25 protein-coding genes are annotated in these 24,758 nt (G+C 58.6%); 23 read left to right on the top strand and 2 right to left on the bottom strand.

Features of this window, described 5'->3' with window-relative positions; all coding sequences use genetic code 11:
* Positions 1-29 precede the first annotated feature (29 nt).
* From purE to E8K79_RS10925, 21 genes are all read left to right on the top strand, one after another.
* Positions 30-536, top strand: coding sequence for a 5-(carboxyamino)imidazole ribonucleotide mutase (purE, locus tag E8K79_RS11025; protein WP_135869481.1), 507 nt, complete (start codon positions 30-32; stop codon positions 534-536).
* A gap of 91 nt (positions 537-627) precedes the next feature.
* Entirely contained in the window at positions 628-897 is a 270-nt protein-coding gene (locus tag E8K79_RS11020; RefSeq protein ID WP_135869482.1) for a cytochrome c3 family protein, read from the top strand.
* A 167-nt stretch (positions 898-1,064) separates the two neighbouring features.
* Positions 1,065-2,426, top strand: coding sequence for a cytochrome c biogenesis protein ResB (gene resB / locus E8K79_RS11015; protein ID WP_136514800.1), 1,362 nt, complete (start codon positions 1,065-1,067; stop codon positions 2,424-2,426).
* 67 nt (positions 2,427-2,493) lie between these two features.
* On the top strand, positions 2,494-3,342 hold the full coding sequence (gene ccsB / locus E8K79_RS11010) for a c-type cytochrome biogenesis protein CcsB (RefSeq protein WP_136514799.1): 849 nt from the start codon (positions 2,494-2,496) through the stop codon (positions 3,340-3,342).
* 25 nt (positions 3,343-3,367) lie between these two features.
* Entirely contained in the window at positions 3,368-4,369 is a 1,002-nt protein-coding gene (locus tag E8K79_RS11005) for a cytochrome c3 family protein (RefSeq protein ID WP_136514798.1), read from the top strand.
* Positions 4,370-4,483: 114 nt separating this feature from the next.
* Entirely contained in the window at positions 4,484-5,401 is a 918-nt protein-coding gene (locus E8K79_RS11000; protein WP_342782515.1) for a glycosyltransferase, read from the top strand.
* A 139-nt stretch (positions 5,402-5,540) separates the two neighbouring features.
* The gene (locus E8K79_RS10995) at positions 5,541-6,485 is read left to right on the top strand and encodes a glycosyltransferase family 2 protein (protein WP_136514797.1); all 945 of its coding nucleotides are present in this window, start codon (positions 5,541-5,543) and stop codon (positions 6,483-6,485) included.
* Positions 6,478-7,656: a glycosyltransferase family 4 protein gene (locus E8K79_RS10990; protein ID WP_136514796.1), complete on the top strand. Its 1,179-nt coding sequence runs from the start codon at positions 6,478-6,480 to the stop codon at positions 7,654-7,656. The genes E8K79_RS10995 and E8K79_RS10990 overlap by 8 nt, the downstream gene beginning before the upstream one ends.
* Before the next feature lie 313 nt (positions 7,657-7,969).
* Complete coding sequence (locus tag E8K79_RS10985) at positions 7,970-8,581, top strand: winged helix-turn-helix transcriptional regulator (protein ID WP_136514795.1); 612 nt, start codon at positions 7,970-7,972, stop codon at positions 8,579-8,581.
* Between the two features lie 54 nt (positions 8,582-8,635).
* Positions 8,636-10,018 carry a flippase gene (locus E8K79_RS10980; protein ID WP_246043803.1) on the top strand — a complete coding sequence of 461 codons (1,383 nt, stop codon included), beginning with the start codon at positions 8,636-8,638 and terminating at the stop codon, positions 10,016-10,018.
* 13 nt (positions 10,019-10,031) lie between these two features.
* Positions 10,032-10,682: an acetyltransferase gene (locus E8K79_RS10975; protein WP_136514794.1), complete on the top strand. Its 651-nt coding sequence runs from the start codon at positions 10,032-10,034 to the stop codon at positions 10,680-10,682.
* A 73-nt stretch (positions 10,683-10,755) separates the two neighbouring features.
* Complete coding sequence (locus E8K79_RS10970) at positions 10,756-12,033, top strand: glycosyltransferase family 4 protein (protein ID WP_162604651.1); 1,278 nt, start codon at positions 10,756-10,758, stop codon at positions 12,031-12,033.
* Positions 12,034-12,085: 52 nt separating this feature from the next.
* Positions 12,086-13,297, top strand: coding sequence for a DegT/DnrJ/EryC1/StrS family aminotransferase (locus tag E8K79_RS10965; protein WP_136514792.1), 1,212 nt, complete (start codon positions 12,086-12,088; stop codon positions 13,295-13,297).
* A 4-nt stretch (positions 13,298-13,301) separates the two neighbouring features.
* On the top strand, positions 13,302-14,306 hold the full coding sequence (locus E8K79_RS10960) for a glycosyltransferase (protein ID WP_136514791.1): 1,005 nt from the start codon (positions 13,302-13,304) through the stop codon (positions 14,304-14,306).
* Between the two features lie 3 nt (positions 14,307-14,309).
* Entirely contained in the window at positions 14,310-15,473 is a 1,164-nt protein-coding gene (locus tag E8K79_RS10955) for a glycosyltransferase family 4 protein (RefSeq protein WP_136514790.1), read from the top strand.
* Positions 15,470-16,654, top strand: coding sequence for a glycosyltransferase family 4 protein (locus E8K79_RS10950; RefSeq protein ID WP_136514789.1), 1,185 nt, complete (start codon positions 15,470-15,472; stop codon positions 16,652-16,654). The genes E8K79_RS10955 and E8K79_RS10950 overlap by 4 nt, the downstream gene beginning before the upstream one ends.
* A gap of 3 nt (positions 16,655-16,657) precedes the next feature.
* A complete protein-coding gene (locus E8K79_RS10945) occupies positions 16,658-17,608 on the top strand; it encodes a glycosyltransferase family 2 protein (RefSeq protein WP_136514788.1) in 951 nt (316 codons plus the stop codon).
* Positions 17,605-18,810 (top strand): glycosyltransferase family 4 protein, encoded by a 1,206-nt coding sequence (locus E8K79_RS10940; protein ID WP_136514787.1) that lies wholly within the window; start codon positions 17,605-17,607, stop codon positions 18,808-18,810. The genes E8K79_RS10945 and E8K79_RS10940 overlap by 4 nt, the downstream gene beginning before the upstream one ends.
* 143 nt (positions 18,811-18,953) lie before the next feature.
* Positions 18,954-21,419, top strand: a complete 2,466-nt coding sequence (locus E8K79_RS10935; RefSeq protein ID WP_136514786.1) for a YfhO family protein — start codon at positions 18,954-18,956, stop codon at positions 21,417-21,419.
* A gap of 240 nt (positions 21,420-21,659) precedes the next feature.
* The gene (locus tag E8K79_RS10930; RefSeq protein WP_136514785.1) at positions 21,660-22,040 is read left to right on the top strand and encodes a GxxExxY protein; all 381 of its coding nucleotides are present in this window, start codon (positions 21,660-21,662) and stop codon (positions 22,038-22,040) included.
* A gap of 148 nt (positions 22,041-22,188) precedes the next feature.
* Positions 22,189-22,962, top strand: a complete 774-nt coding sequence (locus E8K79_RS10925) for a tRNA1(Val) (adenine(37)-N6)-methyltransferase (protein ID WP_136514784.1) — start codon at positions 22,189-22,191, stop codon at positions 22,960-22,962.
* Between the two features lie 92 nt (positions 22,963-23,054).
* On the opposite strand, the gene E8K79_RS10920 is transcribed toward E8K79_RS10925, so the two are convergent.
* The gene (locus E8K79_RS10920) at positions 23,055-23,528 is read right to left on the bottom strand and encodes a DUF721 domain-containing protein (protein WP_162604650.1); all 474 of its coding nucleotides are present in this window, start codon (positions 23,526-23,528) and stop codon (positions 23,055-23,057) included.
* Positions 23,518-23,781 carry a hypothetical protein gene (locus E8K79_RS10915; protein ID WP_136514783.1) on the bottom strand — a complete coding sequence of 88 codons (264 nt, stop codon included), beginning with the start codon at positions 23,779-23,781 and terminating at the stop codon, positions 23,518-23,520. Before E8K79_RS10915 ends, E8K79_RS10920 begins: the two co-directional genes overlap by 11 nt.
* A gap of 92 nt (positions 23,782-23,873) precedes the next feature.
* On the opposite strand from E8K79_RS10915, the gene E8K79_RS10910 reads away from it, so the two are divergent.
* Positions 23,874-24,137 carry a DUF3343 domain-containing protein gene (locus E8K79_RS10910; protein ID WP_136514782.1) on the top strand — a complete coding sequence of 88 codons (264 nt, stop codon included), beginning with the start codon at positions 23,874-23,876 and terminating at the stop codon, positions 24,135-24,137.
* A complete protein-coding gene (gene yedF, locus E8K79_RS10905; protein ID WP_136514781.1) occupies positions 24,134-24,724 on the top strand; it encodes a sulfurtransferase-like selenium metabolism protein YedF in 591 nt (196 codons plus the stop codon). The genes E8K79_RS10910 and yedF overlap by 4 nt, the downstream gene beginning before the upstream one ends.
* The last annotated feature ends 34 nt before the right edge of the window (positions 24,725-24,758 follow it).

Raw genomic sequence — 24,758 nt, 5'->3', positions numbered from 1 at the left:
ATAAAACAGACGTTTCAGGAGATATACACATGTCCAATCCGACCGTTTTGATTCTGATGGGAAGCGACTCCGACCTGACCACCATGGAGGAGACGGCCAGGGTTCTTACCCAGTTCGGCGTCCCGTACGAGATGCACGTTTCCTCGGCGCACCGCTCTCCCGCCAAGACCTCCAAGCTTACCCGCGAGGCGGAGGGACGCGGCATCCAGGTGATCATCGCCGCCGCGGGGATGGCGGCGCACCTGGCCGGCGTGGTCGCCGCCGAGACGCCGCTTCCGGTCATCGCCGTCCCCCTCGGAGGCGGGGCGTTGAACGGCCTCGATGCGCTCTACGCCATGGTGCAGATGCCGGGCGGCATGCCGGTAGCCACCATGGCGATCGGTAAAGCGGGCGCCAAAAACGCCGGGCTTCTCGCGGTGCAGATGCTCTCCCTGTCCAACCCGGAGATGCGCACGAAATTCGTCGCTTTCAAGGCTAGGATGGCCGAAGAGGTGGAAGAGAAAGATCAGGCGCTGCAGGCGGCAAGGCAGAACTGATGCCGCTTTCCGGCCGATTTTGCTTGACAACGAAGCCGCGGTTGTATACCTTCGGCGCGTTTACATCCCAAAATATACGGAGGGAAAACTCATGAAGAAGATTTTTGCTGCAGTAGCTCTGACTCTCGTCTTCGCAGTTTCCGCAATGGCTGCAGACAGCGTCGTGTACCCGGCCAAAAACGGCAACGTGACCTTCAACCACAAGGCTCACCAGGGCAAGAACGAGTGCAAAGTCTGTCATGGTGACGGCGCACCCGCCAAGATCGCCATCAACAAGGAAGCTGCTCACGGCAAGGCTTGCAAAGAGTGCCACGCAGCCAAAGGCGGCCCGACCAAGTGTGGCGATTGCCACAAGAAGTAAGCTCCCTTTAGGGATAAAAAATGCAGTCTAGGGGTAACAGGTTCGCCTGTTACCCCTTTTTTATGTTAGCTACTGTATTCATCAATTTTTCTTTTGCGCTTATTGCCAATTTGTCTATAATACGTTCCCTGCTATGACAGCTGTACATAACCTATCGGGAGACGGCCTTGACTACGAACAAACGCGGATTTGCACAAGAGGTTTGGGATTTTTTCTGTTCCTTGAGACTTTCGATTTTTCTGCTTATCGGGCTGGCTTTGGTATCCATCATCGGTACCATCATTCCCCAGGGACAGCCACCCCGTGAATACCTCGCAACGCTGAGTGAGACGAAGTTCAGGCTCTACAGCTCCCTTGGCTTCTTCGACATGTACCACTCCTGGTGGTTCATTCTGCTTTTGTACCTCCTCACGCTCAACCTGATCTGCTGCTCGATCAAGAGGCTGCCGCGCGTCTGGAAGGTCGTCTCCGAGCCGGTGCTCGAGATGGACGAGAACTTCGAGAAGTCCCTTCCCAACGTCAAGGACCTGAAACTCAAGGGGACCAAGGAAGAACTGAAGGAGCGCATGGCTTCCTTCCTGAGCGCCGAGTTCGCTGCTCCGGTGATCACCGAAAAGAACGGTGCCTATCACCTGTTCGCGCAGAAGAGCCCCTGGTGCCGTCTCGGCGTCTACGTGGTGCACCTCTCCATCATCGTCATCTTCGTCGGGGCGCTGATCGGCTCCTTCTTCGGTTACAAAGGATACGTAAGCATCCCCGAGGGTGGCGCCATTTCCCAGGTGCAGACCCAAGGCGGCAAGATGATCAACCTGGGCTACGAGGTACGCTGCGAGAAGTTCTCTGTCACCTTCTACGACACCGGCGCGCCCAAGGAGTTCAAGAGCATCCTGACCGTTGTCGATAACGGCAAGCCGGTCCCGGGGCTCACCAGCCGCCCGATCATCGTTAACGACCCGCTTACCTACAAGGGGACCACCTTCTACCAGTCCAGCTACGGTCAGTCCGACGAGGGTGCTCTGTATCACCTCACCGTCCGCGACCGCAAGGGGGGCGCACCCGTCCAACTGACCGCCCGTCAGGGCGAGCGCGTCGCCCTTCCCGGCGGCTCGTTCCTTTCCGTGATGGAAGCCACCATGGACGTGCGTCCCTTCCTGAAAGGCTTCGACGGCCCGGGCGCCCAGGTGGAATTCACCCCGGCCGGCGGCAACCCGCAGCCGTTCGTGATCCTCTCGGATAAATACGAGTCTTTCAACGCGCAGCACGGCGGTGACCTTCTGATCACCTTCAACGGCATGGACCAGAAGTTCTACACCGGTCTGCAGGTTGCCCACGATCCTGGCGTCTGGGTCGTTTGGGCTGGCTGCTTCCTGATGGTGGTCGGTATCTGCATGGCGTTCTTCATGTCCCACAGGCGCGTGTGGGCCCGCGTGACCGATACCGGGGTTACCCTCGGCGGTTCCGCCAGCAAGAACCCGGCAGGCTTTGAGATCTGTTTCGATGACCTTGTTGAGAAAGTCAACAAGGCTTAGAGGATAAAAACCATAACTGGGGCTTGCCCCATCGCCGATCTAACTGAATGACCGGAGGGTAATATCGATGTCCAGTTCCATGCTTTTCAATGTGACCATGGTTCTTTATATGGTCTCGACCTGCATATTCTTCGCTTTCCTCGCCTCGCGTAGCAAGGCTGTGGGGCTTGGCGGCACCTATGCTGCACTGTTCGGCTTCCTGGTCCAGACGGCCGCCATCGGCCTGCGCTGGAAGGAGTCTTATGACCAGGGGCACGGCCATGCGCCGCTGTCCAACCTGTTCGAGTCGGTGGTCTTCTTCTCTTGGACCATCGTCCTCATCTTCCTGTTCATCGACTTCAAGTACAAGTACCGCGCCATCGGCTTCTTCGTCATACCGTTCGCGCTCTTCGGTATGGCATGGGCCCAGCTCGGCCTCGACAGCGGCATCGAGCCGCTCGTCCCTGCGCTGCAGAGTAACTGGCTCATGTACCACGTCATCACCTGCTTCTTAGGCTACGCCGCCTTCGCGGTCGCCTGCGGCATTTCCATCATGTACCTGATCCGCGAGAAGATGGAGCAGGGTGGGGGCAACGCCCAGGCTGGCGGTCTTCTCTCCATGTTCCCGTCCATTAGGGTGCTTGACGACCTGAACTACAAAGCGATCATGATCGGCTTCCCGCTGCTCTCCCTTGGCATCATCACCGGCGCCGCCTGGGCCAACTACGCCTGGGGCACCTATTGGAGCTGGGACCCGAAGGAGACCTGGTCTCTCATCGTCTGGTTCGTGTACGCCGCGTTCCTGCATGCCCGCATCACCCGCGGCTGGGTCGGCCGCAGGGCCGCTATCCTTTCGGTGATCGGCTTCGCTGCGACCATCTTCTGTTACCTCGGGGTCAACCTCTTCCTGTCCGGTCTGCACAGCTACGGCAGGTAGTTCTTCTGGGAAGGTAAACCGCCCGATGCGACAATCCCTTGCGGCATACTTCTTTTTCGCTGCGCTGTTTCTGTTCTGCGCCGGTGTCACCCTGCTTCCGGGTGGCGCCGGCGCAGAGCCGTTCAAGTGCAGCATCTGCCACAAGGACCTGATCCGCGGGCCGGTCCCCCATAAACCGGTCGCAGCCGGCAAATGTCTGGACTGCCACAAGCAGTTCAGCGACAACCACCCGCTCGGCAAGGACAGCATGGGGTTCAAGGTCCCCAAGGAAAACCTCTGTGCCACCTGCCACGGCTATATCGTGCAGAAGCCTTTTCTGCACAAGCCGGTCGGAAAGGGCGAGTGCACTTCCTGCCACATGGCGCATAGCGCCGACTACAAGTCGTTGTTGAAGGACCCGTCCCCGACGCTGTGCTTCCGCTGCCATCCGAAGGATCATTTCACCGGTACCTTCACGCACCAGCCGGTGGCCGAGGGCGATTGCCTCGCCTGCCACGACGCCCACCAGTCCGAAGGAAAATCCCTCTTGCGCAAGCCGGGGTCGGAGCTCTGCTTCATGTGCCACGACCGCAGCGCTTTCACGGGGAAATCGGTGCACCAGCCGGTAAGAAACGGTGAGTGTGTCAACTGTCACATCATCCACGGTGGTCCCTACAGGAAGCTTTTGAAAGAGGATTACCCGACGGTGCTGTACAAGCCGTTCGACAACGATGCTTTCCCCATCTGTTTCCGTTGCCACGATCCTCAGCTCGCCTCTCTCGATACGACCGATGTGTCGACGAAGTTCAGAAACGGCACCCGCAACCTGCACGCGGTGCACGTGAAGAAGGCGAGCAAGGGGCGTTCTTGCCGGATGTGTCACAACCCGCATGCCGAGGTGCAGGACCGTCTGATCTATCCGAAGGCGGTCGGGTTCGGTAACTGGGACATCCCGATTCGTTTTGAGGCGACCCCAACGGGCGGTGGCTGCTCCGTGGGTTGCCACAGGACTTTGCGTTACGACCGGGTGAAGGCCGTTGAGCAGTAGCAGTTCCCATCTCCAGTTACTCCATTCAGGTCCAGCCGCTTTCCCTGTCTGCGCACCGGTCCCATGATGTTGCCGCGAATTTCCGTAGTCATACCGGTGAAGCCGGGAGGAGAGGTGCGTGCCCTTTCCGGGATTGCCCGCGCGACCTACCCCGAGGAGCTTTTGGAGGTGCTGGTCGTCTACGGGCGTCAGCCGAGCGTGCAGCGCAACATGGCGGCGCGGGAAGCGCGTGGGGAGATCCTCTACTTCCTCGACGACGATTCACAAGTTGCACCGGATTTCCTGGAGCGGGTAGCGCAGCACTATCTGGACGAAAGGGTTGCCGCGGTGGGCGGGCCGTCGCTCACGCCGGCCGGCGACAACGCACTTCAACGCGCCATCGGCATCGCCTTCGCATCGAAGGTCGGGGGGGGCGGGGTGAGGAACCGCTACCGCAAGTCGGGAAGCGCGCGTTTCACGAGCGACAGCGAGCTGATCCTTTGCAATCTGAGTTTTCGGCGCGAGATCTTTTTGGCGCATGAAGGGCTCGACGAAAGGCTCTACCCTAATGAAGAAAACGAGCTCATGGATCGACTGCAGCAGGAGGGGCATCTACTCGTTCACGATCCGGAACTGGCCGTAGTTCGCAGTCAACGTCCCACCTACCGGGCCTATGTGAAGCAGATGTACGGCTACGGGCGGGGGCGCGGCGAGCAGACGCTGATTGCCGGCAAGGTGAAGCCGGTTTCTCTGGCACCTTCGCTGTTCCTGATCTACGCGTTGCTGGTTCCCTTTCTGCAGTCGGCGTTTTTTGCGCTGCCGCTTCTGGGGTACCTGTTCGTAGTCTTGGCCGCCTCGATCCAGGGGACCATCAGTGGGCGCGCTGCGGCGCTTTTCCCGCGGTTGCTGCTCGTCTATCCGACCCTGCACCTGGTTTACGGCGCGGGAGTGCTGCGCGGCCTGATATCCCCGCGCTACCGCGGCGGCAAACAGACGCACTGGGAAGTCGAGATAAAACGTTCAACGTTCAGCGTTCAACGTTCGCCGGAGTGACTTGCTGAACCGACATTATGGCGCTGCTTCGCCGCCAGGACGTAATCCGTTGCTGCCGGGATTGCCGTCGCTATAAAAAACGAAACTATAAATCGTACGTTGAACGTTGAACGTTGAACGGCAGTTCTGGGAGAAGATAGTGGATCTGAGCATAGTGGTGCCGATATTCAACGAGGAAGACAACATCCCGGTCCTGCACGATCGCATCAGCGAGGCGCTGATCGACACCGGGCTGGAGTACGAACTCATCCTGGTCGATGACGGTTCCTCGGACAATTCATACTCCGCGTTGAAGCGCCTCGCTTCCAAGGACGACCGGGTCAAGGTGATCCGTCTGCGCCGCAACTTCGGCCAGACCGCCGCCATGTCGGCAGGTTTCGACTCGGCACTTGGGAGGGTCGTGGTCCCGATGGACGGCGATATGCAGAACGATCCGCTCGACATACCGCTGCTTTTGAACCGTATCGACGAAGGGTTCGACGTGGTTTCCGGCTGGCGCAAGGACCGCAAGGACACCTTCGTAAACCGCAAGCTCCCCTCCATACTTGCGAACTCCATTATCTCTAAGATGACCGGAGTCTACTTGCATGACTACGGCTGCACCTTGAAGGCGTACCGTCGTGACGTCCTCGAGGACGTGAACCTCTACGGTGAGATGCACCGCTTCGTACCGGCGCTCGCGCACCAGGTGGGGGCGCGCGTCACCGAGATGCCCGTTCGGCATCACGAGCGTCTGCACGGCAAGAGCAAGTACGGCATCTCCCGTACCATGAAAGTCATCCTCGACCTGATGACGGTGAAGTTCCTGCTGAGCTACTCCACGAAACCGATCCAGCTTTTCGGCCGCTGGGGGATCTACACCATCGTCGCAGGTATGCTGAGCGGCGCGGCCACGCTGTACATGAAGTTTTTCGAGCACACGAGCATGAACCGCAACCCCCTCCTCATCCTCACCGCCTTCCTGCTCTTCATGGGGGTGCAGTTCATCGTTTTGGGACTTCTGGCCGAGCTGAACGCCCGCACTTACTACGAGGCACAGCGCAAGCCGATTTACAACATCAAGGAAAAGCTCAACTTTGGCTAGCGAGCCGCTGCGCGTACTGGTGCTGGCGCCGACCCCCTTCTTCGCGGATCGCGGCTGCCACGTACGTATCCTCGAAGAGGCCCGCGCCGCCATGGCGTGCGGCGTCGAACTGCGCCTGGTGACCTACCACATCGGGCGCGACGTCCCCGGCATCCCTACCGAACGCATCTCCGGATTCTCCTGGTATAAAAAGCTCGAAGCAGGCCCCTCCTGGGTCAAACCCTTCCTCGACGTGCAACTGCTGTTCAAGGCATGGAAGGTCGCGCGCGCTTTCAAGCCGCATGTAATCCATGCCCACCTTCACGAAGGCGCTTTCTTCGGGGCCTTCCTTAAGATGCTGCTCCGCATCCCCATGCTTTTCGACTGCCAGGGAAGCCTCACCGCGGAAATCACCGATCATGGCTTCGTAAAACCCGGCTCCATCCTGCAGCGCTTTTTTGCCACCCTCGAGCGCTGGATCAATCGAAGTTCCGACTTCATCGTGACCAGCGCAAGCCCGACGGTAGAGCTGCTCCTGAAAGACGGCGTGCCTAAGGAACGGGTTCGGGCGCTGATCGACGGTGTTGATACCGAGGTGTTCGCGCCGCAACCCAAAGAAGCAATCCGTGCCCGACTCGGGCTCCCGGAGAAGCGTCCGGTTGTCGCCTATCTTGGTCTTATGAACCGTTACCAGGGGATAGACCTGCTTTTGGAGGCAGCCGCATATCTGAAGGGGCAGGGGGCGAGGATTCATTATCTCATCATGGGCTTTCCCGACGCCGCGTATCGCGAAAAGGCCGAGGAGATGGGCATCGCCGACATCATCACCTTCACAGGCAGAATTCCTTACGACGAGGCGCCACTTTACCTAAGTGCCGGCGACCTGGCCGTCTCCCCGAAAGTTTCGCTCACCGAGGCCAATGGCAAGCTATTCAATTACATTGCCTGCGGGCTCCCCACCGTCGTCTTTGATACACCGGTCAACCGTGAGATTCTAGGAGACGCCGGGCTGTACGCCAAGTTCGGTGATGCCACGGACCTCGCCGGAGCTATTGGGCGGCTGGCCGGGGACAGCGAACTGCGTGAGGAAGTTGGAGCCGAAGGGCGCGAACGGGCGATCAGCATACATTCCTGGCAGGCGCGAGGCAGGGAGCTAGCGAAGATTTACCGTCAGCTCGCGGGAAACAGGTAACCAGTTCCTGCGTGGTGTCTCCTGTTTCGGAAGTGACGTTTCCGATCCTGAAGTGACGTTTAAATTCCTGAAGTGTCATTTCCGATTCTGAAGTGACGTTTAAAATCTTGAAGTGACGTTTCCGATCCTGAAGTGACGTTTAAAATTTTGAAACGACCTTTTCCCGATTCTGAAGTGACGTTCAAAATCTCGACGCGACATTTCAGATCCTGAAGTGACGCTTTGCAATCTTGGAATAACCTTTCTGATGCCGAGCGACGTGTAGTGTGTAAAAAAGTTGAAATGTTATCGCATTTGTACTACTGTTCAGCCCATGAACGGTGATGATGAAAAGGTTTTAGATACTTATCGCTCTTTCCTCCTCCTTTCGGAGATCTCCGGGGAACAGCAACTCTCGCAACGCGAGCTGGCAAAACGCCTCGGCATCGCTTTGGGGCTGGTCAATTCCTACCTGAAGAACCTGGTTGCGAAGGGGTTCGTCCGGGTCGCCAACTTCCCCAGGAACCGCTACGCGTATCTCCTCACCCCCAAAGGTTTCGCCGAAAAAAGTCGACTCGCCTACCAGCACCTTAGCTACTTCTCCGGCCTCTACACCGTTGCCCGCCAGGACTACCTGACGCTTTTCAAGTCGCTCTCGGCGCAAGGCGTAAGAACGGTCGCCTTCTGCGGCATCGACGAGGTTGCGGAAATTGCGTACCTCTCTCTCAAGGAGGCTGGACTGGAGTTGAGTCTGGCGATGGATTCCGAGGGGAGTGGGCGTAAGTTTTTTGATCATCCGGTTGTGACGCCAGCCATCGGGCTGCTGTCCGGCAACCACAGAATCGTCATCACCTCCCTCAAGCGCGGCGGAGTGCTGCGTGAGGAGCTGATTCGTCTGGGAGTGGATCAAAGTCGTATCTGCATGGCCGAGGGGCGCGGGCTCTAATGCGGGCGAATTTGGGGTAATGCGGCGGTCGCCTGCATTTTGATTGGAGAAGACGTGACGGAACAGGCTTCCGAAAAAGCGCAGCAGGATTCGGAGCAGGCGGGTGACCGCTCCTGGGTCAAGTTTTTACCGGGTGTGGTCCGGCGGCGACTGGAGAATCGGCATGTCTTCCAGGCTGCGATGGAAAACAGCGGCTGGCTGGTAGCAGACAAGATTCTCCGCATGGGGATTGGTCTGCTGGTCGGGGTATGGGTGGCGCGTTATCTGGGACCTTCCCAGTACGGCACCATGAGCTATGCCGCTTCGATGGTGGGGCTTGCCGGTGCGGTGGCGGCGTTGGGCATCGACAGCATCGTGATCCGCGACCTGGTAAGAAATCCGGAGAAGACGGACCACTATCTCGGCGCTACCTTTGTGCTCCGCTTTTTCTCTGGCTTAGTCTGCTATCTGGGCGTGCTAGGGGTGGTCACGGCTGTAAAGCCCGATGACCTGCTGACCCGGGTAATTGTTGCCATAGTGGGATGGACTCTTGTCGTCAGCGCCTTTGACACGGCGGATCTGTGGTTCCAGTCCAAGGTGATGTCGAGATACGTCGTCTATGCGAGGAGCGTAGGGTTTCTGGCAAGTGCGGCGATTCGGGTAGTCCTGATCCTGTCCAAAGCCTCACTGTTGGCGTTTGCCGTTGCCAACCTGTTGGAGATGGCGCTGGGCGCGATCGGACTTCTCTATGTCTACTCCCGCAAGGGGGGGGCTCTCCGCAGTTGGCGGTTCCGGTTTCCGGTGGCGAAGGAACTTCTGGTCAGTGGTTGGCCTCTGCTTTTAGGAGGAGTCGTGTCCATGGTCTGTATGCGCATCGACCAGGTCATGCTCGGGCAGATCAGCGACCCAAAGGAACTTGGTTTCTATTCCGCTGCGGTTCGGGTGGCGGAGATCTGGTTTTTCGTTCCGGGCGCTATAATCGCTTCCGTCTTCCCCAACATCATCAAGACGAAGGAAAACGACGAGGCCGAGTTTTACCGGAGGCTGCAAAAACTATTCAACTTCCTCGCTTTTGCAGGATACGCCGTGGCGATACCAGTCACCTTCATCGGGCCGCTGGTAATCCACCTTCTTTACGGGGATGCATACGCGGCCGCAGCGCCGATGCTGGTGCTGCTCATCTGGAGCGACCTTTTCATAAACCTGGCAATGGCTCGCGGGGCCTATCTCTTTGCCATGAACTGGACCTGGATGCTTTTCTGGGTCAACGTGATTGCGGCAGTGACAAATATTGCTCTCAACTTCTTCCTCATTCCCAGGTACGGTGGAATAGGTGCGGCGATCGCCTCGTGCGTCTCCTACTGGGTTTCGGCCCATGCCGTTTGCTATCTGATAAAACCGATGCGTCGCAGTGGCAACATGATCACGCGGGCGCTCATCTACCCGAAGTTTTGGTAGCGGGGGGGGCTGCATGAATTACGATCATGAGAGCGTTGTGATTTGGGGGGCCTCAGGGCACGCGAAGGTGGTCGCCGATGCGGTGAGGCTTGAGGGGAGGTTCCATCTCGTGGGGTTTCTCGACGATGTAGACCCGCAACCACGACAGTTCCTGGGACTTCCGGTTTTCGGTGGAGCAGAGGCACTCGGAAGGTTAAGGGAGGACGGGGTCACCCACATCGTCTTCGGATTCGGGAACTGCGACGCGAGGCTTAGGCTGAGCGAGGTGGCGAGGAGTGAGGGATTTTCTCTCGCCACAGTGATCCACCCGAGAGCCGTGGTCGCTTCGGACGTAACCATAGGTGAAGGGACCGTGGTATTTGCCGGTGCGGTGGTGAACCCCGGATCCACCATTGGCGCAAACGTCATCATAAACACCAGGGCGAGCGTGGATCACGACTGTGTCATAGCCGATGGCGCACATATCTGCCCCGGTACAACTCTTGGTGGTGGCGTGAGTGTCGGAATCGCAGCCTGGCTTGGTATCGGTTCCACGGTCAAGGATCATGTGGCCATCGGCGCCTCAGCGCTCGTAGGTGCCGGATCCGTCGTCGTCAGTGACATTCCCGACGCCGTTGTTGCTTATGGGGTTCCCGCCACGACCAGGCGGCAACGCGGCCTTTAGTTCGTCACTTCTTCTGGGGGGGGCGCCAATCCGCCCGTCAAGACCCGTGACCTCGAAGAATTCACGGGGGCGGATGAGGCGTAAAAGGAGAGACCTTAAAAGGATGCCGGTTTTTAGAAGGCTGAAAAGGATGTTCTTTAAAGCTGCAACGTTTCTGGCGGTAAAGGCCTCGCATGTAGTTGATGCAGTCATGTCCCGCATCTCACCGCAGGACGAAGAGCGAGTGAAGCTGCTGATACTGGACGATTTCTTCCCCGGTGTGCTGTCGGCATTCCGGGTTGCGGAGTATAACCACTACCTGGAGCAGATCCCCGGAACAGAGGTTCACTCCATACGGCCTTCCAATCTGCTATTCAAAAGCAAAGGATCCTTTCAGGACGCGCTCGAAGAGTATTCCCAACTTTACCCTGAACACGCACGGAAGGTGCGGAGGTTCAACCGAAATAGTATTCCTTCAGCAAATCTCGTCTATACGGTGTTCATAAACAACATCTACGCATTCATCGATGACATTGATAGGGGTGGGGTCCCCTTCGTTTTTACCCTTTACCCTGGCGGTGGTTTCTTTCTCAACGACAGCGGTACAGACCTGAAGCTGAGCCGGGTTTTCTCATCACCAAACTTCAGGAAAGTGTTCGTGACGCAGAAGATCACGCGACAGTACCTGCTGGACAAGGGGTACTGCCGGCCGGAGGATGTCATCCTCATCTACGGATGCGTGCTTCCCTCACAGCAACTGTCCAGGCTTCCCCTGGTGAGACGACGCTACCGGATCGACAAGCCTACGCTTGATATATGTTTCGTGGCGGCCAAATACACACCGCGAGGTGAGGACAAGGGGTACGACGTATTCATAGATGTGGCGAAGCGTCTCTGCGGGCGGTATCCAGACATCAACTTTCACGTGGTTGGTAACTTTGGCCCCTCAGACATCGATGTATGCGCCATCAGCGACCGTATTACTTTCTATGGTCTCAGGAACACGGACTTTTTCCCGGAATTCTACAGCAAGATGGATCTGGTCCTTTCTCCCAACGCACCTTTCGTCATCGCCCCGGGCGCCTTTGACGGCTTCCCTACTGGATCTTGCATGGAGGCGGGACTGTGCGGTGTCGCTGTCTTTTGTACCGATCCCCTGGACCAGAATGTCGCCTTTAAGAATGGAGAGGAGATCGTCATCATAAAACGAGATGCTGCCGAGATCGCGCGCATCGTTGAGCCCTATTACCATAGGCCGGAAATGCTGTACGAGTTGGGGCATAAGGGTAGGGAGGCGTTCTCCTCGACGTTAGCGCTTGATGTTCAAATGGCGGAAAGGATAAAGGTTCTCAGAGCGTTTTTGGATAAATAGCTCTCTGGATGAATAAAGTAAAAGTGAGTCAGTGGGACTGAAAGGACGGGAAATGAGCAGTAAGACTATCGCAGAGCTAGCCTTGTTTGGCGGAGCACCTGCCTTTGACGAAAAGTTACATGTCGGACGGCCAAATGTCGGGGAACGAGAGCGTCTGATGGGGCGCATCGAGGATATGTTGGACCGCGTCTGGCTCTCCAACAACGGCCCCATGGTTCAGGAGTTCGAGAGGAAACTGGCAGACATGCTGGGGGTAAAGCATGTCGTCGCCATGTGCAACGCGACGATTGCTCTGGAAATCGTAACGCGTGCGCTCGGCATGGAGGGGGAGGTCATTGTCCCCTCTTTCACCTTTGTAGCAACGGCCCACTCACTGCAATGGCAAGGGGTGACACCGGTTTTCTGCGATATAGATCCGGCGACTCACCTGCTCGATCCACTCTGCGTCGAGAAGATGATCACCCCACGCACCACCGGAATCATTGGCGTTCACCTCTGGGGGCGCCCGTGTGCGATCGAGGTGCTGACTGAGATGGCGGCGCGCAACAACCTGAAACTCGTCTTTGATGCCGCACACGCTTTCGCCTGTTCGCACAATGGGACCATGATCGGCAGTTTCGGCGACGCTGAGGTTTTCAGTTTCCACGCGACCAAGTTCTTTAACACGTTCGAGGGAGGGGCCATCGCCACCAACAACGACGAACTGGCCAGCAAGATCAGGCTGATGAAGAACTTCGGCTTTGCCGGTTATGACAATGTAATTTACGTCGGCACCAATGGGAAGATGACTGAGGTATGTGCCGCCATGGGACTGACAGGGCTTGAAAGCCTTGATAGTTTTATCGAAGTCAATCGCGCGAACTACCGCTCTTACCAGGAAGGGTTGGACGGTATCCCGGGACTGAAACTGGTGACCTACGACGACAGCGAGAAGGGCAATTACCAGTACATCGTCCTTGAGGTGGATGAACGCGAAGCGGGGATAAGCCGGGATTTGCTCGTGGACCTACTTCAGGCGGAAAACGTGATGGCGCGGCGGTACTTCTATCCTGGCTGCCATCAGATGGAACCCTACCGTTCCTATTTCCCACACGCACGGTTACTGCTACCGGAGACCGAGCGCCTGGTACGTAGGGTCATGTCCCTGCCGAACGGTACCTCAGTGGGGCGGGAGCAGATCGACACGATCTGCGGCCTCATCCGGTTCGCGGTTTCCCAGGGGAAGGAAATTGCAGCTAGGTGTCCGGCTGAAAACAAGGGGTAGCGGCGTGACGCAAGGTATTAACGGTGGGATGGGTGTGAAAGTCAGCATCCTGATGATCACCTACAATCACGAGAAGTACCTCGCTCAGGCGCTCGACAGTGTTCTGGAGCAGGAAGTCGCTTTCGATTACGAGATCGTGGTGGGCGAGGATAATTCATCGGATGGGACCGGCCGGATTCTGGCGGAGTACCAGAAAAGGTTCCCTGAAAAGATCCGGATCGTAACCTCCGCGTCGAACGTCGGCATGCACCGCAATTTCATCAGAACCTACCGCGCCTGCGTTGGGGAATACGTGGCCCTGCTGGAAGGGGACGATTACTGGACCTCGCCGCACAAGCTCAAGATGCAGGTCGATTTTCTCGACGGCCACCCCGACTACGTCACCTGCTTCCACGCCGTGGATATCTACAGCGAGATGGTTGATAGGGTGATCGATCGGGTCAGGGCTGCCGAGGGAGACAAAGCCTTCACGCTGGACGATATCGTTTCGGAAAACGTGGTTCCCACTTGTTCCGCCGTATTCCGAAACGGGATCATCGCGGAGTTTCCGGAATGGCTCTGCGGGCTGAAAATGCTGGATTGGCCGGTTCACATCCTCAACGCGCACGCCGGGCCGCTGATGTACCTGGACCAACCCATGGCGATGTATCGTGTCCATCCCAACGGGGTCTGGAACCAGAGCCACGAAGAGGCTCAATTGAAGGCTATTATTGGCGCTCTCGACCTGTTCATGGGGCACTTCAGCTCCAACTTGGGCGCGAAGCTACGCGCTGCGCGGGAGAAACGCCGGTTCCAGCTTCTTGAGTACTATGCCGGCCGCGGCAAGGTGGAACCGGCCCTTGTGCTTTTACATGAGCTTCAAGAGTCTGGTGATCCGCAGATAGCACCGCTGCTCCCGGGTATTGAAAAAAAACTGGCGCGGAGTCAGCTCTACCGCCTGGCGCACCGGTGGGAGCAGGCACGTTTCCTTATGAAAAAAATCCGTAAGCGTCTTCGCGGAGCGCTGTAAAGCATGGACAACCTGACTTCCATAACGCCGCTGCGCGGCCTAAAGTTCACCTTCGTCTTCGGCAACCTCGAACTTGGCGGTGCCGAGCGGCAGGGGCTGCATTTCGCTGACTACCTGCAAAAGGAGTGCGGTGCGAAGGTCCGGGTGGTTGGACTAGGTCCCGCTCCGGGACGGCTTTCCGAGCTTTGCGATGAGCGCGGCATCCCCTGGAGTGGCGTGGATTTCCACTGGGGGCTCAGGCGGCGCATCCCGTCCCTTTTGCGGGCGCTCCGTCTTCTAGCTCAGGACAAACCCGACGTTCTCGTCTCGTACACCCGCGTCCCTAACCTGGTCTGCGCCTTCGGGTGGCAGCGCATCGGCGCGAAACTCTGCGTCTGGAACCAGGCGGACGAGGGACTTTTGATGAACCGGCTGCCGCACTACCGCTTCGCGGTAAGCCGGGTGCACTGCTTCATCTCCAACTCGACCGGCGGCAAGGATTTCCTGGTCAGGAGCTATGGTCTGCCGCCGGAGGAGGTGCACGTCATCTACAACGGCATCTCTGCAGGTACGCCGAAGCTTTCACGGGAAAAGTGGCGCGCGCAATTGGGCGCTACTGCGGAAAGTCTGGTGGTGACGATGATCGCGAACCTGAGCCCATATAAAGACCACACCACCCTTATCCGGGCCTGGAAGGAGGTCGTCGACCGGGGGGAGTTCGCCACGCAGCCGCTTTTGGTGCTGGGGGGGCGCTTCGACGGTGAGGAAAAAGGGCTCGCACAGTTGGCCGAGTCGCTGGGGATCGTCGATCTCGTGCGCCTGCCGGGCAAGATAGACGACGTGCCGGGACTTCTGGCCGCCTCCGATCTCTTCGCCTACAGCTCCAGAAGCGAGGGTATACCGAACGCGGTGCTGGAGGCAATGGCGGCGGGAATCGCGGTGGCTGGAACCGACATCCCCGGCATCAAGGAAGCGGTGGGTCCCGAGGGTGCCCTTCACCTGGCAAGGGTGGGGGAGAGCGGAGAACTTGCGGAAAAGATCCTCGCACTCGCCAAGGACCGGGAACTGCGCGAAAGTCTCGGACGCTCCCTGAAGGCGCGCATCGAGGAGAAGTTCACCCTGGAGTCCATGTGCAGGGAGAGCGCGCAGCTCATCTGCCGCCACTTGGAGCAGTCAACCAAGCCATGAACGCGACCGAAAAGGACCTGCTTTTTACCAGGCTGAACACTACCTTCGTGGTGCGGGTACTAGTCGTCCTGGGCAAGGCGCTGGGAAGGCTGCTCCCTTTGCGCAACCGCTCGGCCCTCTTTTTCTTTTTCCCGTTCTACCACGTGGGGGGGGCGGAGAAGGTGCACGCGGGAATAGTGGGGTGTTTTGCCGAGGAGAAACCGTGGGTCTTCTTCACCAAGAAATCCGCCAACGACGGTTTCCTCCCAGCCTTCGGCACCGGAGCGCGGCTCTTCGACGTCTGGTTTCTGCTCAAATATGGCTATCCCTTCAGTGTTGGGGTAATGGCCGGCTTCATCGGGCGCCACCGGGATGCGGTCGTCTTTGGAAGCAACAGCCTGTTCTTTTCTCTTCTGCTGGAACACCTGGACCGATCGGTGCGTGCCGTTGATCTCGTGCATGCCTTCGGTGGCGGCTCCGAGATCTTCACACTGCCGCAGTCAGGGCGGCTGCAGGCGCGGGTCGCCATCAACCGCAAGACGGTCGAGGATTTGAGGGAGCAGTACGCTCGCCACGGTCTCCCGGAAGAGTGGAACGACCGGGTGGTGTTGATCGAGAACTGCGTCGAGGTACCGCCGGAGTACCCCATGAAGGAGTGCCGTTCTAAATTAAAAGCGCTCTACGTCGGTCGGGGCTCGGAGGAAAAGCGGGTGCACCTGGTGGGGCGCGTAGCGACGCGCTGTCTTCAAGCCGGGATCGCCGTCGAGGTCACCGTGGTGGGAGACGCACTGCAGGCGGTCGGCGAGGCGGAGCGCGCCTGTTGCACCTTTCTCGGCGAAATATCGGACCCGCGCGAGTTGACGCGCCTCTACGACGAGGCCGACGTGTTGCTGCTCACCTCGAGCCGGGAGGGTTTCCCCATGGTGATCATGGAGGGGATGGCGCACGGCGTGGTGCCGGTTTCTACGCCAGTAGGTGGAATTCCGGTCCACGTTACATCAGGGGAGAACGGGTGGCTCGTTGATGAGGGGCTGGGAGAAGACGAGATCGTTGCTCAGATGTGCCGCATCTTGGCGCGCATGTCGGACGAGCGCGATCTCTTAAGCCGTATGTCGCATGCCGCCTACGACTACGCCAGGACGAACTTCCACGGTGAGAGGTTTTGCGCCTCGTACCGGACTTTGTTGCTGGAGAACCGATAGAGCATGCAACGGACCAGCGAGAAAAAACTGTCCATCCTTATCCCGGTGTACAACTGGGACCTCTCCCTGCTGCTTAACCGAATTCTCGGGGAGATTGACGAGTGTCGCCTTGGAGATGCGGTGGAGGTCATTGTTCTGGACGATTGCTCCAGCGACGAGGATCTATGCGCCAAAAATGGGAGTCTCGTTTCGGGTTCCGGTAGGGATTACCTGCGTTACGGCAAGCTGGAGCGAAACGCAGGGCGCTCCGCCGTTCGAAACCTTCTGGCGGCGAAGGCGTCCGCTAGGTACCTGCTGTTTCTGGACTGCGACGTCTTGCCCGACGAAGACAGCTTCATCCGCAGCTACCTTGCACACGCGGAAGTGGGAGAGTTTGATGTCGTATGCGGCGGGATCAGCTACCGGACCCGCGTGCTCAACGGTACGGAATACGACTACCACGCGTACCTCGGCAATAAAAAGGAAGTGAAGCCCGCGGCGCAGAGAAATCTCGCCCCCTGGCGCCACATCCTCACCTCCAACATCATGGTTCGTAAGAGCGTCTTCGTGGGAACCCCCTTCGACGAGTGCTTCACGGGGTACGGCTACGAAGACATCGAGTGGGGTGTGCGTCTGGCCCGCAGCTACCGGATTCTGCACATCGACAACACCGCATCTCATCTGGGACTCGTGACCAAGGAGAGGGCCTATGCGAAGATGCGCGACTCGGTGGTGAACTACCTGCTCCTTAGACAGATCTGTCCGGAGGCGTTCGAGGCTTCCACGGTGGCAAAGCTGGTGCGGCTTTTTCGGTGTGCCGCCCCGTCGATTTTGCAGGCCCTGGACCGCACCTTGGGGCGATGCTTTTTGTCTTATCGGTTTAATGACCGTCTGGCCTTCGTCCTGTTCCAGTGCAACTTCGCGGTGCTGCTGGCGCTCGCCTGCAAGCCCGGCAAAAGGGAGGGAGACGCGTGAAGATCGTGTTTCTGGCGCCGTTCGGCATCCGGCCGAAAGGGACTCTGATCGCCCGGATGCTCCCGCTTGCCGAGGCCATGCAGAAGCTGGGGCACGAGGTGGTCATCGTGGCACCTCCCTACACAAATCCCGAGGATTCGGGGAGGACGGAAGTGGTGCGGGGGGTGCGCCTGATGAACGTGCTGCTAGGCCCGAGGCACAAGGTTCTCGCGGTTCCCTTCCTCGCCTGGCGCATGTTGCGGGCAGCGCTCTCGGAGCGGCCGGACCTTGTGCACCTTTTTAAACCGAAGGGTTATGGCGGTGTCGCCGCGATGTTTATGCTTTACCTGCAGCGCCTTGGGCTTCGGCTTCCCCCTTTGCTCTTAGACACCGACGACTGGGAAGGTGATGGCGGTATGAACGAACTGCACGCCTACTCCGGCCAGGAAAAGCGCTTCTACCGGTTTCAGGAGCGGTGGTTGCTCCAAAATGCCCTCGGCGTCACGATGGCAAGCCGCGGGTTGGAGCAGCTGGTTGCCGAGACCGGGCTTCCCGCGGAACGGATGCTTTATCTGCCGAATTGCGTGGCCGACTCCAAAGCCAGTGACGTCGAAGCGGTGCGGAGTGGACTGGGGATCCCGGCTGCTGCACCGGTGGTACTTCTGTACACCCGCTTCTTCGAATTCAGTCAGGAAAAGTTGCACTATCTGTTCGCCGAGTTGTTCCGGCGAGTCCCTGATGTCCGCTTCCTGGTGGTAGGCAAAGGGCGGAACGGGGAAGAGGAACTGCTGCGCGAGGTGGCGCGTGAGTCCGGCTTCGATCGGGCACTGGTTCTGGCGGGATGGGTGGCGCCGGCAGCTATTCCTGGGCTTCTCGCCGCGGGGGACGTCGCCCTCTACCCCTTCGCCGACACGCTGGTAAACCGGACCAAGTGCCCAGCAAAGCTCACCGAGATCCTCCTGGCCGGTACGCCTGTGGTGGGTGACCGAGTGGGGCAACTGGCTGAGTATATAGACGATGGACGCTCCGGCATCCTGTGCGAACCGGACGACTGGCAGCAGATGGCGGACCGGACCGTGGCCCTTTTGCAGGAACCTGAAAGACTGCGCCCGCTTGGCGAGGCCGGGCGCGCCTACCTGCTGGAGCACTTCAACTGGGGCGATGCCGCCCGGAGGCTGGACGCCTTTTACCACGACGTCTGCGGCCCCCAAAAAAGTGGCTAGAGCGATGAGGCCCATGTTTCCTTACCGGCTTCAGCTTCTCGTTGCAGGAATTTCGAAATATGTGGATAATGCAACGCTGGCTGGGTTACACCGTATTTTACTAAGAGCGGGCCCTCACCCCTTCCCAAGGAGTTTTTTGCCGCATGACCGACCGTAAGAAAGACCTGCTGATACTGTCCGCGCTGTTGGCAGTCCTCCTTATATGCTTCTCGAAGATCCTCTTCACCGCACAGATCATACGCGCCCCGGACATCATCAATGAATTCTACTGGGGGGTGAAGGATTTCGGGATGAGACCTTTCTCGTCCGTCTTCAAGGTCGATTTCTCCAGCGCCGGATGGAACCTCTTCATCAACTCCGGGCACACTAATGAGGGGGGGATGGTCTCGGAGCAGCTCCTCTTCCTGCGCAACCTTATTTTCTGGATCTTCCCGGCGCCCGCCAATATCGCCTGGTATATCGTGATCCAGCTCTTCATCGGCGCCGCCGGTGCCTATTGTCTTTGCCGCCTGCTCAATGTAGGAAGATGGGGAGCATTTCTGGCCGGTCTCGTCTTCGCACTGGCGCCAGAAAACGCTTCGCTCATCAACGCCGGGCACGTCATGAAAATCGCCACCATCTCCTTCGCGCCCTGGGCATTCTATTTTCTAGAGAAGTCGTTCCAGACCAGGCGGCTCATCTTTTTTCTTTCCACCGCCGTAGTGCTGGCCCTCCAGTTTTTCCATACCCACTGGCAGATCGCCTACTACACCTGTCTCGCCGTCGGTGTTTACGGCGTTGCCAGGTCCATCGGCATCGTTATGGCCGAACGTAGTGACAAGAAGGTTTTCGCGCGGCTGCTGGGCCTTAACCTGGTCCTTCTGGTGTTTTTCCTCACTACCGTCGCCATCTCGCTCGTTCCGCTCGCCAACTGGTCCAAGGAGACCAACCGTGGCGTCAACAGCGGAGCGAACGTTACCGCTTCGGCGGGGCAGACCGAGGCGAAGGGGGGGCTCGCGCGCGAGGAGGCGATGTCCTGGTCCATGCCGCCAGAGGAGGCTGCCGCCTTCATCATCCCCGGCTTCTTCGGATTTTCGCGCCAGGAGGCGGGGCCGAACCCTGCCAACATCGATTCCTACTACTGGGGGAGGATGAACTTCACCCAGACTCTGAGCTACATGGGGCTTCTCCCCTGGCTGTTGCTCCCCCTGCCGCTCATCTTCCGGCGTGACCGCTACACCTGGCTCGCGCTCTCGGCGGTCGTCGTTGGCATCCTGTTTTCCATGGGGAAATACACCCCCTTCTACAACCTGCTCTTCGACTACTTCCCGGGGATCAACCGTTTCCGGGTGCCCAAGATGATCATGTTCATCCCGGTGCTGGGGCTTGGTGTCCTCTCAGCCTTCGGGCTCGACCTGTTGCTCGACCCCGCGGTCCGTTCCCGGCGGGAATTCAAACACTACGTCGCCGGGGTAATCCTGCTTCCCGTGCTTTTGATGGTGCTCGCGGTGGTGGAGTTTGCCACCGGTAACTTCTGGGTGAACCACTTTGTCGACATCCTGGCGCGCCCCACCCGTTACGAAGCGCAGAGCCAGCAGCTCGTGCTGCAGCGCTGGCACAACATCATTACCGAGACCTGGATCGCCGCGGGGCTTTCGACCCTCTTCGCCGTTGTCTTCTTCCTCTACCATCGCAGCAAGCTGGCCGCCAAGGCGCTTCCCTTCGTGCTGATCGGGCTCTTTCTGCTGGATACCGGGCGGGTGAACGCGAAGTTTTTGTTCCTGGTGGACGAGCCGCACCGGGAGGCGACCGCCAAGGCGCCGGAGATCGCTTACGTGAAGGGAGCGGGGATGGAGTACCGTACCCTGCCGCTTGGCGGCGATCCCATGCCGTATGCCGCTTCGGGCGTTCCGGTGATGTTCACCTCTAACGCGGTGCAGCAGCGTCGCTGGCAGGAGTATCTCGACAACTTCAACCTCCTCTCCGGGATGCCCGACATCCTCAACGTGAAGTATCTCGTGCTGACCAAAGATCAGCTCGAGCAGGACAAGGCGGGGCTCTCTGCGAAGTACCGCCCCGTATATACAACCCCCGCCGGGCTGGTTGTCCTTGAGAATCCGACCGTGCTCCCGAAGGCGTGGCTTGCGCCGGTGGCACTGCAGGTCGAAAAGCCGGAAGAGATGCTGGCCGCGCTGCAGAGCCCGCAGTTCAACCCACGCACCATGGCACTCGTGGAGACGCCCGCTCCCATCCCGGTCGCCAGGGATCCGAAATGGAACGCTCCCGCCGATGCGGCCGGGCAGGCGCGCGTCACCAGGTACGAGGCCGAGCGGATCGACGTCGACGCGGCGGTGAAGCTGAATTCGATGCTGGTCTTGGGGGAGAAGTACTACAGGGGGTGGAAGGCGACCGTCGACGGCAAGGCGGCCGAGATCTACCCGGTAGACCATGTCCTGCGCGGCATCTACCTCACTCCCGGTTCGCACAAGGTGGAGTTCGTCTTCGATCCGACGCCGTTCAAGGTTGGCAAGTACCTGACCCTGGTCTCCTTCGCGATCTTCGCGCTCTTCCTAGGCCGCGAGGTCTGGTTGAGAAAAACGGAAGGCGAGGCTAAAAGCGGAAAGGCTTAACGCAAAGACGCCAAGGCGCGGAGACGCAAAGAAAGCAGGAGGGGTAAAACCTCGTAGAACCATTCTTTTGGTTTCAGCTTTGCGCCTTTGCGGCACTGCGACTTTGCGTTGAAGCATTTGATTCGGAAAGGCCCAACGCAAAGACGCCAAGGCGCGGAGACGCAAAGATAAAAAAATGAAGTGAAGTCTTTTCCGGCTATGCTCTTCTTGCCTTATCGATTTCAGGCTTGGAGGTGCGGGATGACGGAAAATGAACTAAGCACGCATATCGTCGATTGCGCCGTCGAAGTTCATAGAAATCTCGGCGGCCCTGGTCTTTTAGAAAGTGTGTACGAGGAGTCTCTCGCCTGGGAGTTGAACCAGCGCGGCTTTGCGGTGGGAAGGCAGATGGCTGTACCGGTCACCTATAAGGGGCATCAACTGTCAGTCCCGCTGCGGCTGGATCTCTTAGTAGGGAACATGGTTGTAGTTGAAGTGAAGGCCGTGACTCAATACAACCAAATCTTTGAGTCGCAGGCGCTAACCTATCTGCGCATGCTTAATTTGAAACTGGCGCTGGTAATAAATTTTGGTGAAAAGCTCGTCAAAAACGGAATTCACAGAGTTGTGAATGGTTTATGACAAAAAGCAAAAAGGCTTAACGCAAAGACGCCAAGGCGCGGAGGCGCAAAGAAGACAGGAGAAAAGCAAGGGTAGAACCGCTCTCCACGGTTTTAACTTTGCGTCTTTGCGGCTTTGCGTCTTTGCGTTGAGTCTTTTGGGATTTTGAATGTTGAACCTCGACTCTGAGATGGAAACCCTGGACGAGCTGTCCGGGTATGACTTGCGCATCATACAGCCGCGACACGGCTACCGCTTCTCGGTGGATCCGCTACTTTTGGCTGACTTCGCCGGGGTGCGCCAGGGGGAACGCTGCGCGGACCTGGGGACCGGTTGCGGTGTGATCGCGCTGCTTTTGGCACGCATGGCGGAAGGCGCATCGGTTACCGCGGTGGAGTTCCAGCAGGTGATGGCGGGGATCGCGCAGCGTAACGTGCGCCTGAACGGGCTCGCCGGGCGCGTCGATGTCGTCGAGGAGGACATCGTCTCTCTGAAGGCGCAGTTCCCGGTGGACAGGTTCGACCTGGTGGTCTCGAACCCTCCCTACCGCCGCCCCGGAACAGGGAAGGTGAGCCCCAGAAGGGGACGCGACGAGGCGCGCCACGAGACGAGCGCGACGCTTTCCGATTTTCTGGCCGCGGCCAAATACCTGGTGAAGCCTTCGGGAAGGATCTGCCTCATCTACCACACCTGCCGCCTGGCGGAGCTGATGGCGCAGGCGGCGGTGCAGAAACTCGCGCCTTTGCGGCTGCGCATGGTGCACGGCAACACGCGGATGGACGCCCGCATGTTCATGATCGAACTGGCAAAGGGAAGGACGGGCGAGCTGAAGGTGGAGCCGCCGCTCTTCGTGCGCGGCGAGGAAGGTGGGTACTCCGAGGAAAAACTCAAAATCTACAGGCGCCAACGCGAAGACTCGGAGCCGCAAAGCCGCGAAGACTAAAGCGGGTAAAAAACTTAAGCCTTCTTCGCGTCTCTGCGCCTTTGCGGCTTTGCGTTAGTTGCTTTTAGATTTTGATGTTGCTGCGGTTGGTTTTACTTCTGGTGTTCCCGGTCCCTGCTGATGAGCCTTTCGAACACGGCACGCAGTTCCGGATCGTCGACGGCCTGAGCCTGTTCCTTGATCCAAACCTGCTCCTCCTCGGTCAGTTTGCGCCGCGGCACGGCTTGCTGGCTTTTCGGGGCGGTGGACCTGACCTTGCCGCTCTTCAGGTACAGTTCCTTGATCAGTTCTTCGTCCAGAGCCTCGTTAACCTTGACGATGAGGTCTTTCTTCAGGTAGGTGAGTTGCTGCAGCCAGGGACCGCTGTCGACGTGAAGGGTGAGGGTGCCTTCGCGGAAGGCGACGGGCTGGGCGTGGGAGGCGATCTTGCTGCCGACCGCTTCGTCCCAGACTTCCCAGATGCGTCCCTCCTTGAGGCGCATCTCGGCAGGGGTGCCCCGAAGGATGCTCCCCAAAAGGTCGGTGACGGATGCCGGACGGCGCATCCTGGGGCGTCTAGTCTTCATTGACGGGATGTCTCTTCCGATAGGTCCTGCCGCCGATAACCTGGCCGAGCACGGCGCTGGAGATGCTGAAGGGGATGAAGCCCCAGCCTAACCCGGACTTGATCCTGAAGTAGATGATGGCGGGGATGGAGATGTGGACGTAGAAGTACCAGGCGAAGGAAAACTTCGGGTACGATTGCCTCTGGTAACCCAACGGGATGTTCACTAAGGTGGCCAGCACCATCAGGGTGGCGGCTTTAAGCACTGTTTCCATGTTGACCTCTTGGGTCGGTAATACTATGGGTTTGACCTCTCTTTGTCAATGTGCTTCTATTGCACTTGTTTTGACTTGAAAAAGGAGTGCTTGTGATAAAAGACGGAGACTTCATAGCCATCTTCAACTCCATCCACCGCGTCATGGAGGCGGAGCGTCTGCTCAAGGATCAGGGACTGAAGATCTTGCTCATTCCGGCACCGCGCTCCCTCGCCGCGGACTGTGGGCTCGCCATCCGCTACGCGGAGGACGTGAGGCCCCAGGTGGAAGCGGTGCTCTCCGAGGCCGGCCTTTTACCGCGTGACCTTTACAGAAAAAACGGAGACAACTTCGAAAAGTTAGGAGAAGAGATATGAGCAAGCTTGACGTCAGGGGGATGGCGTGTCCGCTTCCGGTGGTGCAGGTGAAGAGGGCACTTGAGGCGGCCCAGGGGGAGGAACTCCACGTTCTTCTCGACGATGGCGCGCCGCGCGAGAACGTGAAGCGCTTTGCACAGGGGCGCGGCTACCAGGTGCTGGAGGAAAAGCTAGAGGACGGCTTTGCCTTCACCATCACCGGTGTGGGTGTGGCAACCGCGCCGCGCGAAGCGGCTCCCGCTGCGGCGGCCGGCCCGACCGTTATGCTGATCGGCACGGATCGGATGGGCGACGGCGCCGAAGAGTTAGGGCGCCTTTTGATGAAGAACTTCATCATCACCCTCCTCGATCTGAACGACCTGCCGGACCGCATCTTCTTCGTCAACTCAGGAGTCCTTCTCGCCGCTGAAGGGTCCGAGGTCATCGAGGCGCTCGAGGAGTTAGGCAACCGCGGCGTCGAAGTCCTCTCCTGTGGCATCTGTCTCGACTTCTATAAGAAGAAGGAGCACCTCGCCGCCGGCGGTGTCACCAACATGTTCACCATCGCGGAAAGCATGCTGAAAGCGCGCTCGGTGGTGCGGCTGTAACTGACGTTGTGACCGATAATTTCGCTTGACAATT

The organism is Geomonas edaphica (assembly GCF_004917075.1).
Lineage (GTDB): Bacteria > Desulfobacterota > Desulfuromonadia > Geobacterales > Geobacteraceae > Geomonas > Geomonas edaphica.
Note: the sequence above shows the minus strand (reverse complement) of the source record. Positions and strands in the feature narration are given on the sequence as shown.

Excerpts from the sequence above, each read along its gene's own strand:
- purE (WP_135869481.1), top strand. The coding sequence starts at position 30 with ATGTCCAATCCGACCGTTTTGATTCTGATGGGAAGCGACTCCGACCTG.
- E8K79_RS11020 (WP_135869482.1), top strand. The coding sequence starts at position 628 with ATGAAGAAGATTTTTGCTGCAGTAGCTCTGACTCTCGTCTTCGCAGTT.
- ccsB (WP_136514799.1), top strand. The coding sequence starts at position 2,494 with ATGTCCAGTTCCATGCTTTTCAATGTGACCATGGTTCTTTATATGGTC.
- E8K79_RS11005 (WP_136514798.1), top strand. The coding sequence starts at position 3,368 with ATGCGACAATCCCTTGCGGCATACTTCTTTTTCGCTGCGCTGTTTCTG.
- E8K79_RS10985 (WP_136514795.1), top strand. The coding sequence starts at position 7,970 with ATGAACGGTGATGATGAAAAGGTTTTAGATACTTATCGCTCTTTCCTC.
- E8K79_RS10975 (WP_136514794.1), top strand. The coding sequence starts at position 10,032 with ATGAATTACGATCATGAGAGCGTTGTGATTTGGGGGGCCTCAGGGCAC.
- E8K79_RS10970 (WP_162604651.1), top strand. The coding sequence starts at position 10,756 with ATGAGGCGTAAAAGGAGAGACCTTAAAAGGATGCCGGTTTTTAGAAGG.
- E8K79_RS10965 (WP_136514792.1), top strand. The coding sequence starts at position 12,086 with ATGAGCAGTAAGACTATCGCAGAGCTAGCCTTGTTTGGCGGAGCACCT.
- E8K79_RS10955 (WP_136514790.1), top strand. The coding sequence starts at position 14,310 with ATGGACAACCTGACTTCCATAACGCCGCTGCGCGGCCTAAAGTTCACC.
- E8K79_RS10950 (WP_136514789.1), top strand. The coding sequence starts at position 15,470 with ATGAACGCGACCGAAAAGGACCTGCTTTTTACCAGGCTGAACACTACC.
- E8K79_RS10945 (WP_136514788.1), top strand. The coding sequence starts at position 16,658 with ATGCAACGGACCAGCGAGAAAAAACTGTCCATCCTTATCCCGGTGTAC.
- E8K79_RS10935 (WP_136514786.1), top strand. The coding sequence starts at position 18,954 with ATGACCGACCGTAAGAAAGACCTGCTGATACTGTCCGCGCTGTTGGCA.
- E8K79_RS10930 (WP_136514785.1), top strand. The coding sequence starts at position 21,660 with ATGACGGAAAATGAACTAAGCACGCATATCGTCGATTGCGCCGTCGAA.
- E8K79_RS10925 (WP_136514784.1), top strand. The coding sequence starts at position 22,189 with ATGTTGAACCTCGACTCTGAGATGGAAACCCTGGACGAGCTGTCCGGG.
- E8K79_RS10920 (WP_162604650.1), bottom strand. The coding sequence starts at position 23,528 with ATGAAGACTAGACGCCCCAGGATGCGCCGTCCGGCATCCGTCACCGAC.
- E8K79_RS10915 (WP_136514783.1), bottom strand. The coding sequence starts at position 23,781 with ATGGAAACAGTGCTTAAAGCCGCCACCCTGATGGTGCTGGCCACCTTA.
- yedF (WP_136514781.1), top strand. The coding sequence starts at position 24,134 with ATGAGCAAGCTTGACGTCAGGGGGATGGCGTGTCCGCTTCCGGTGGTG.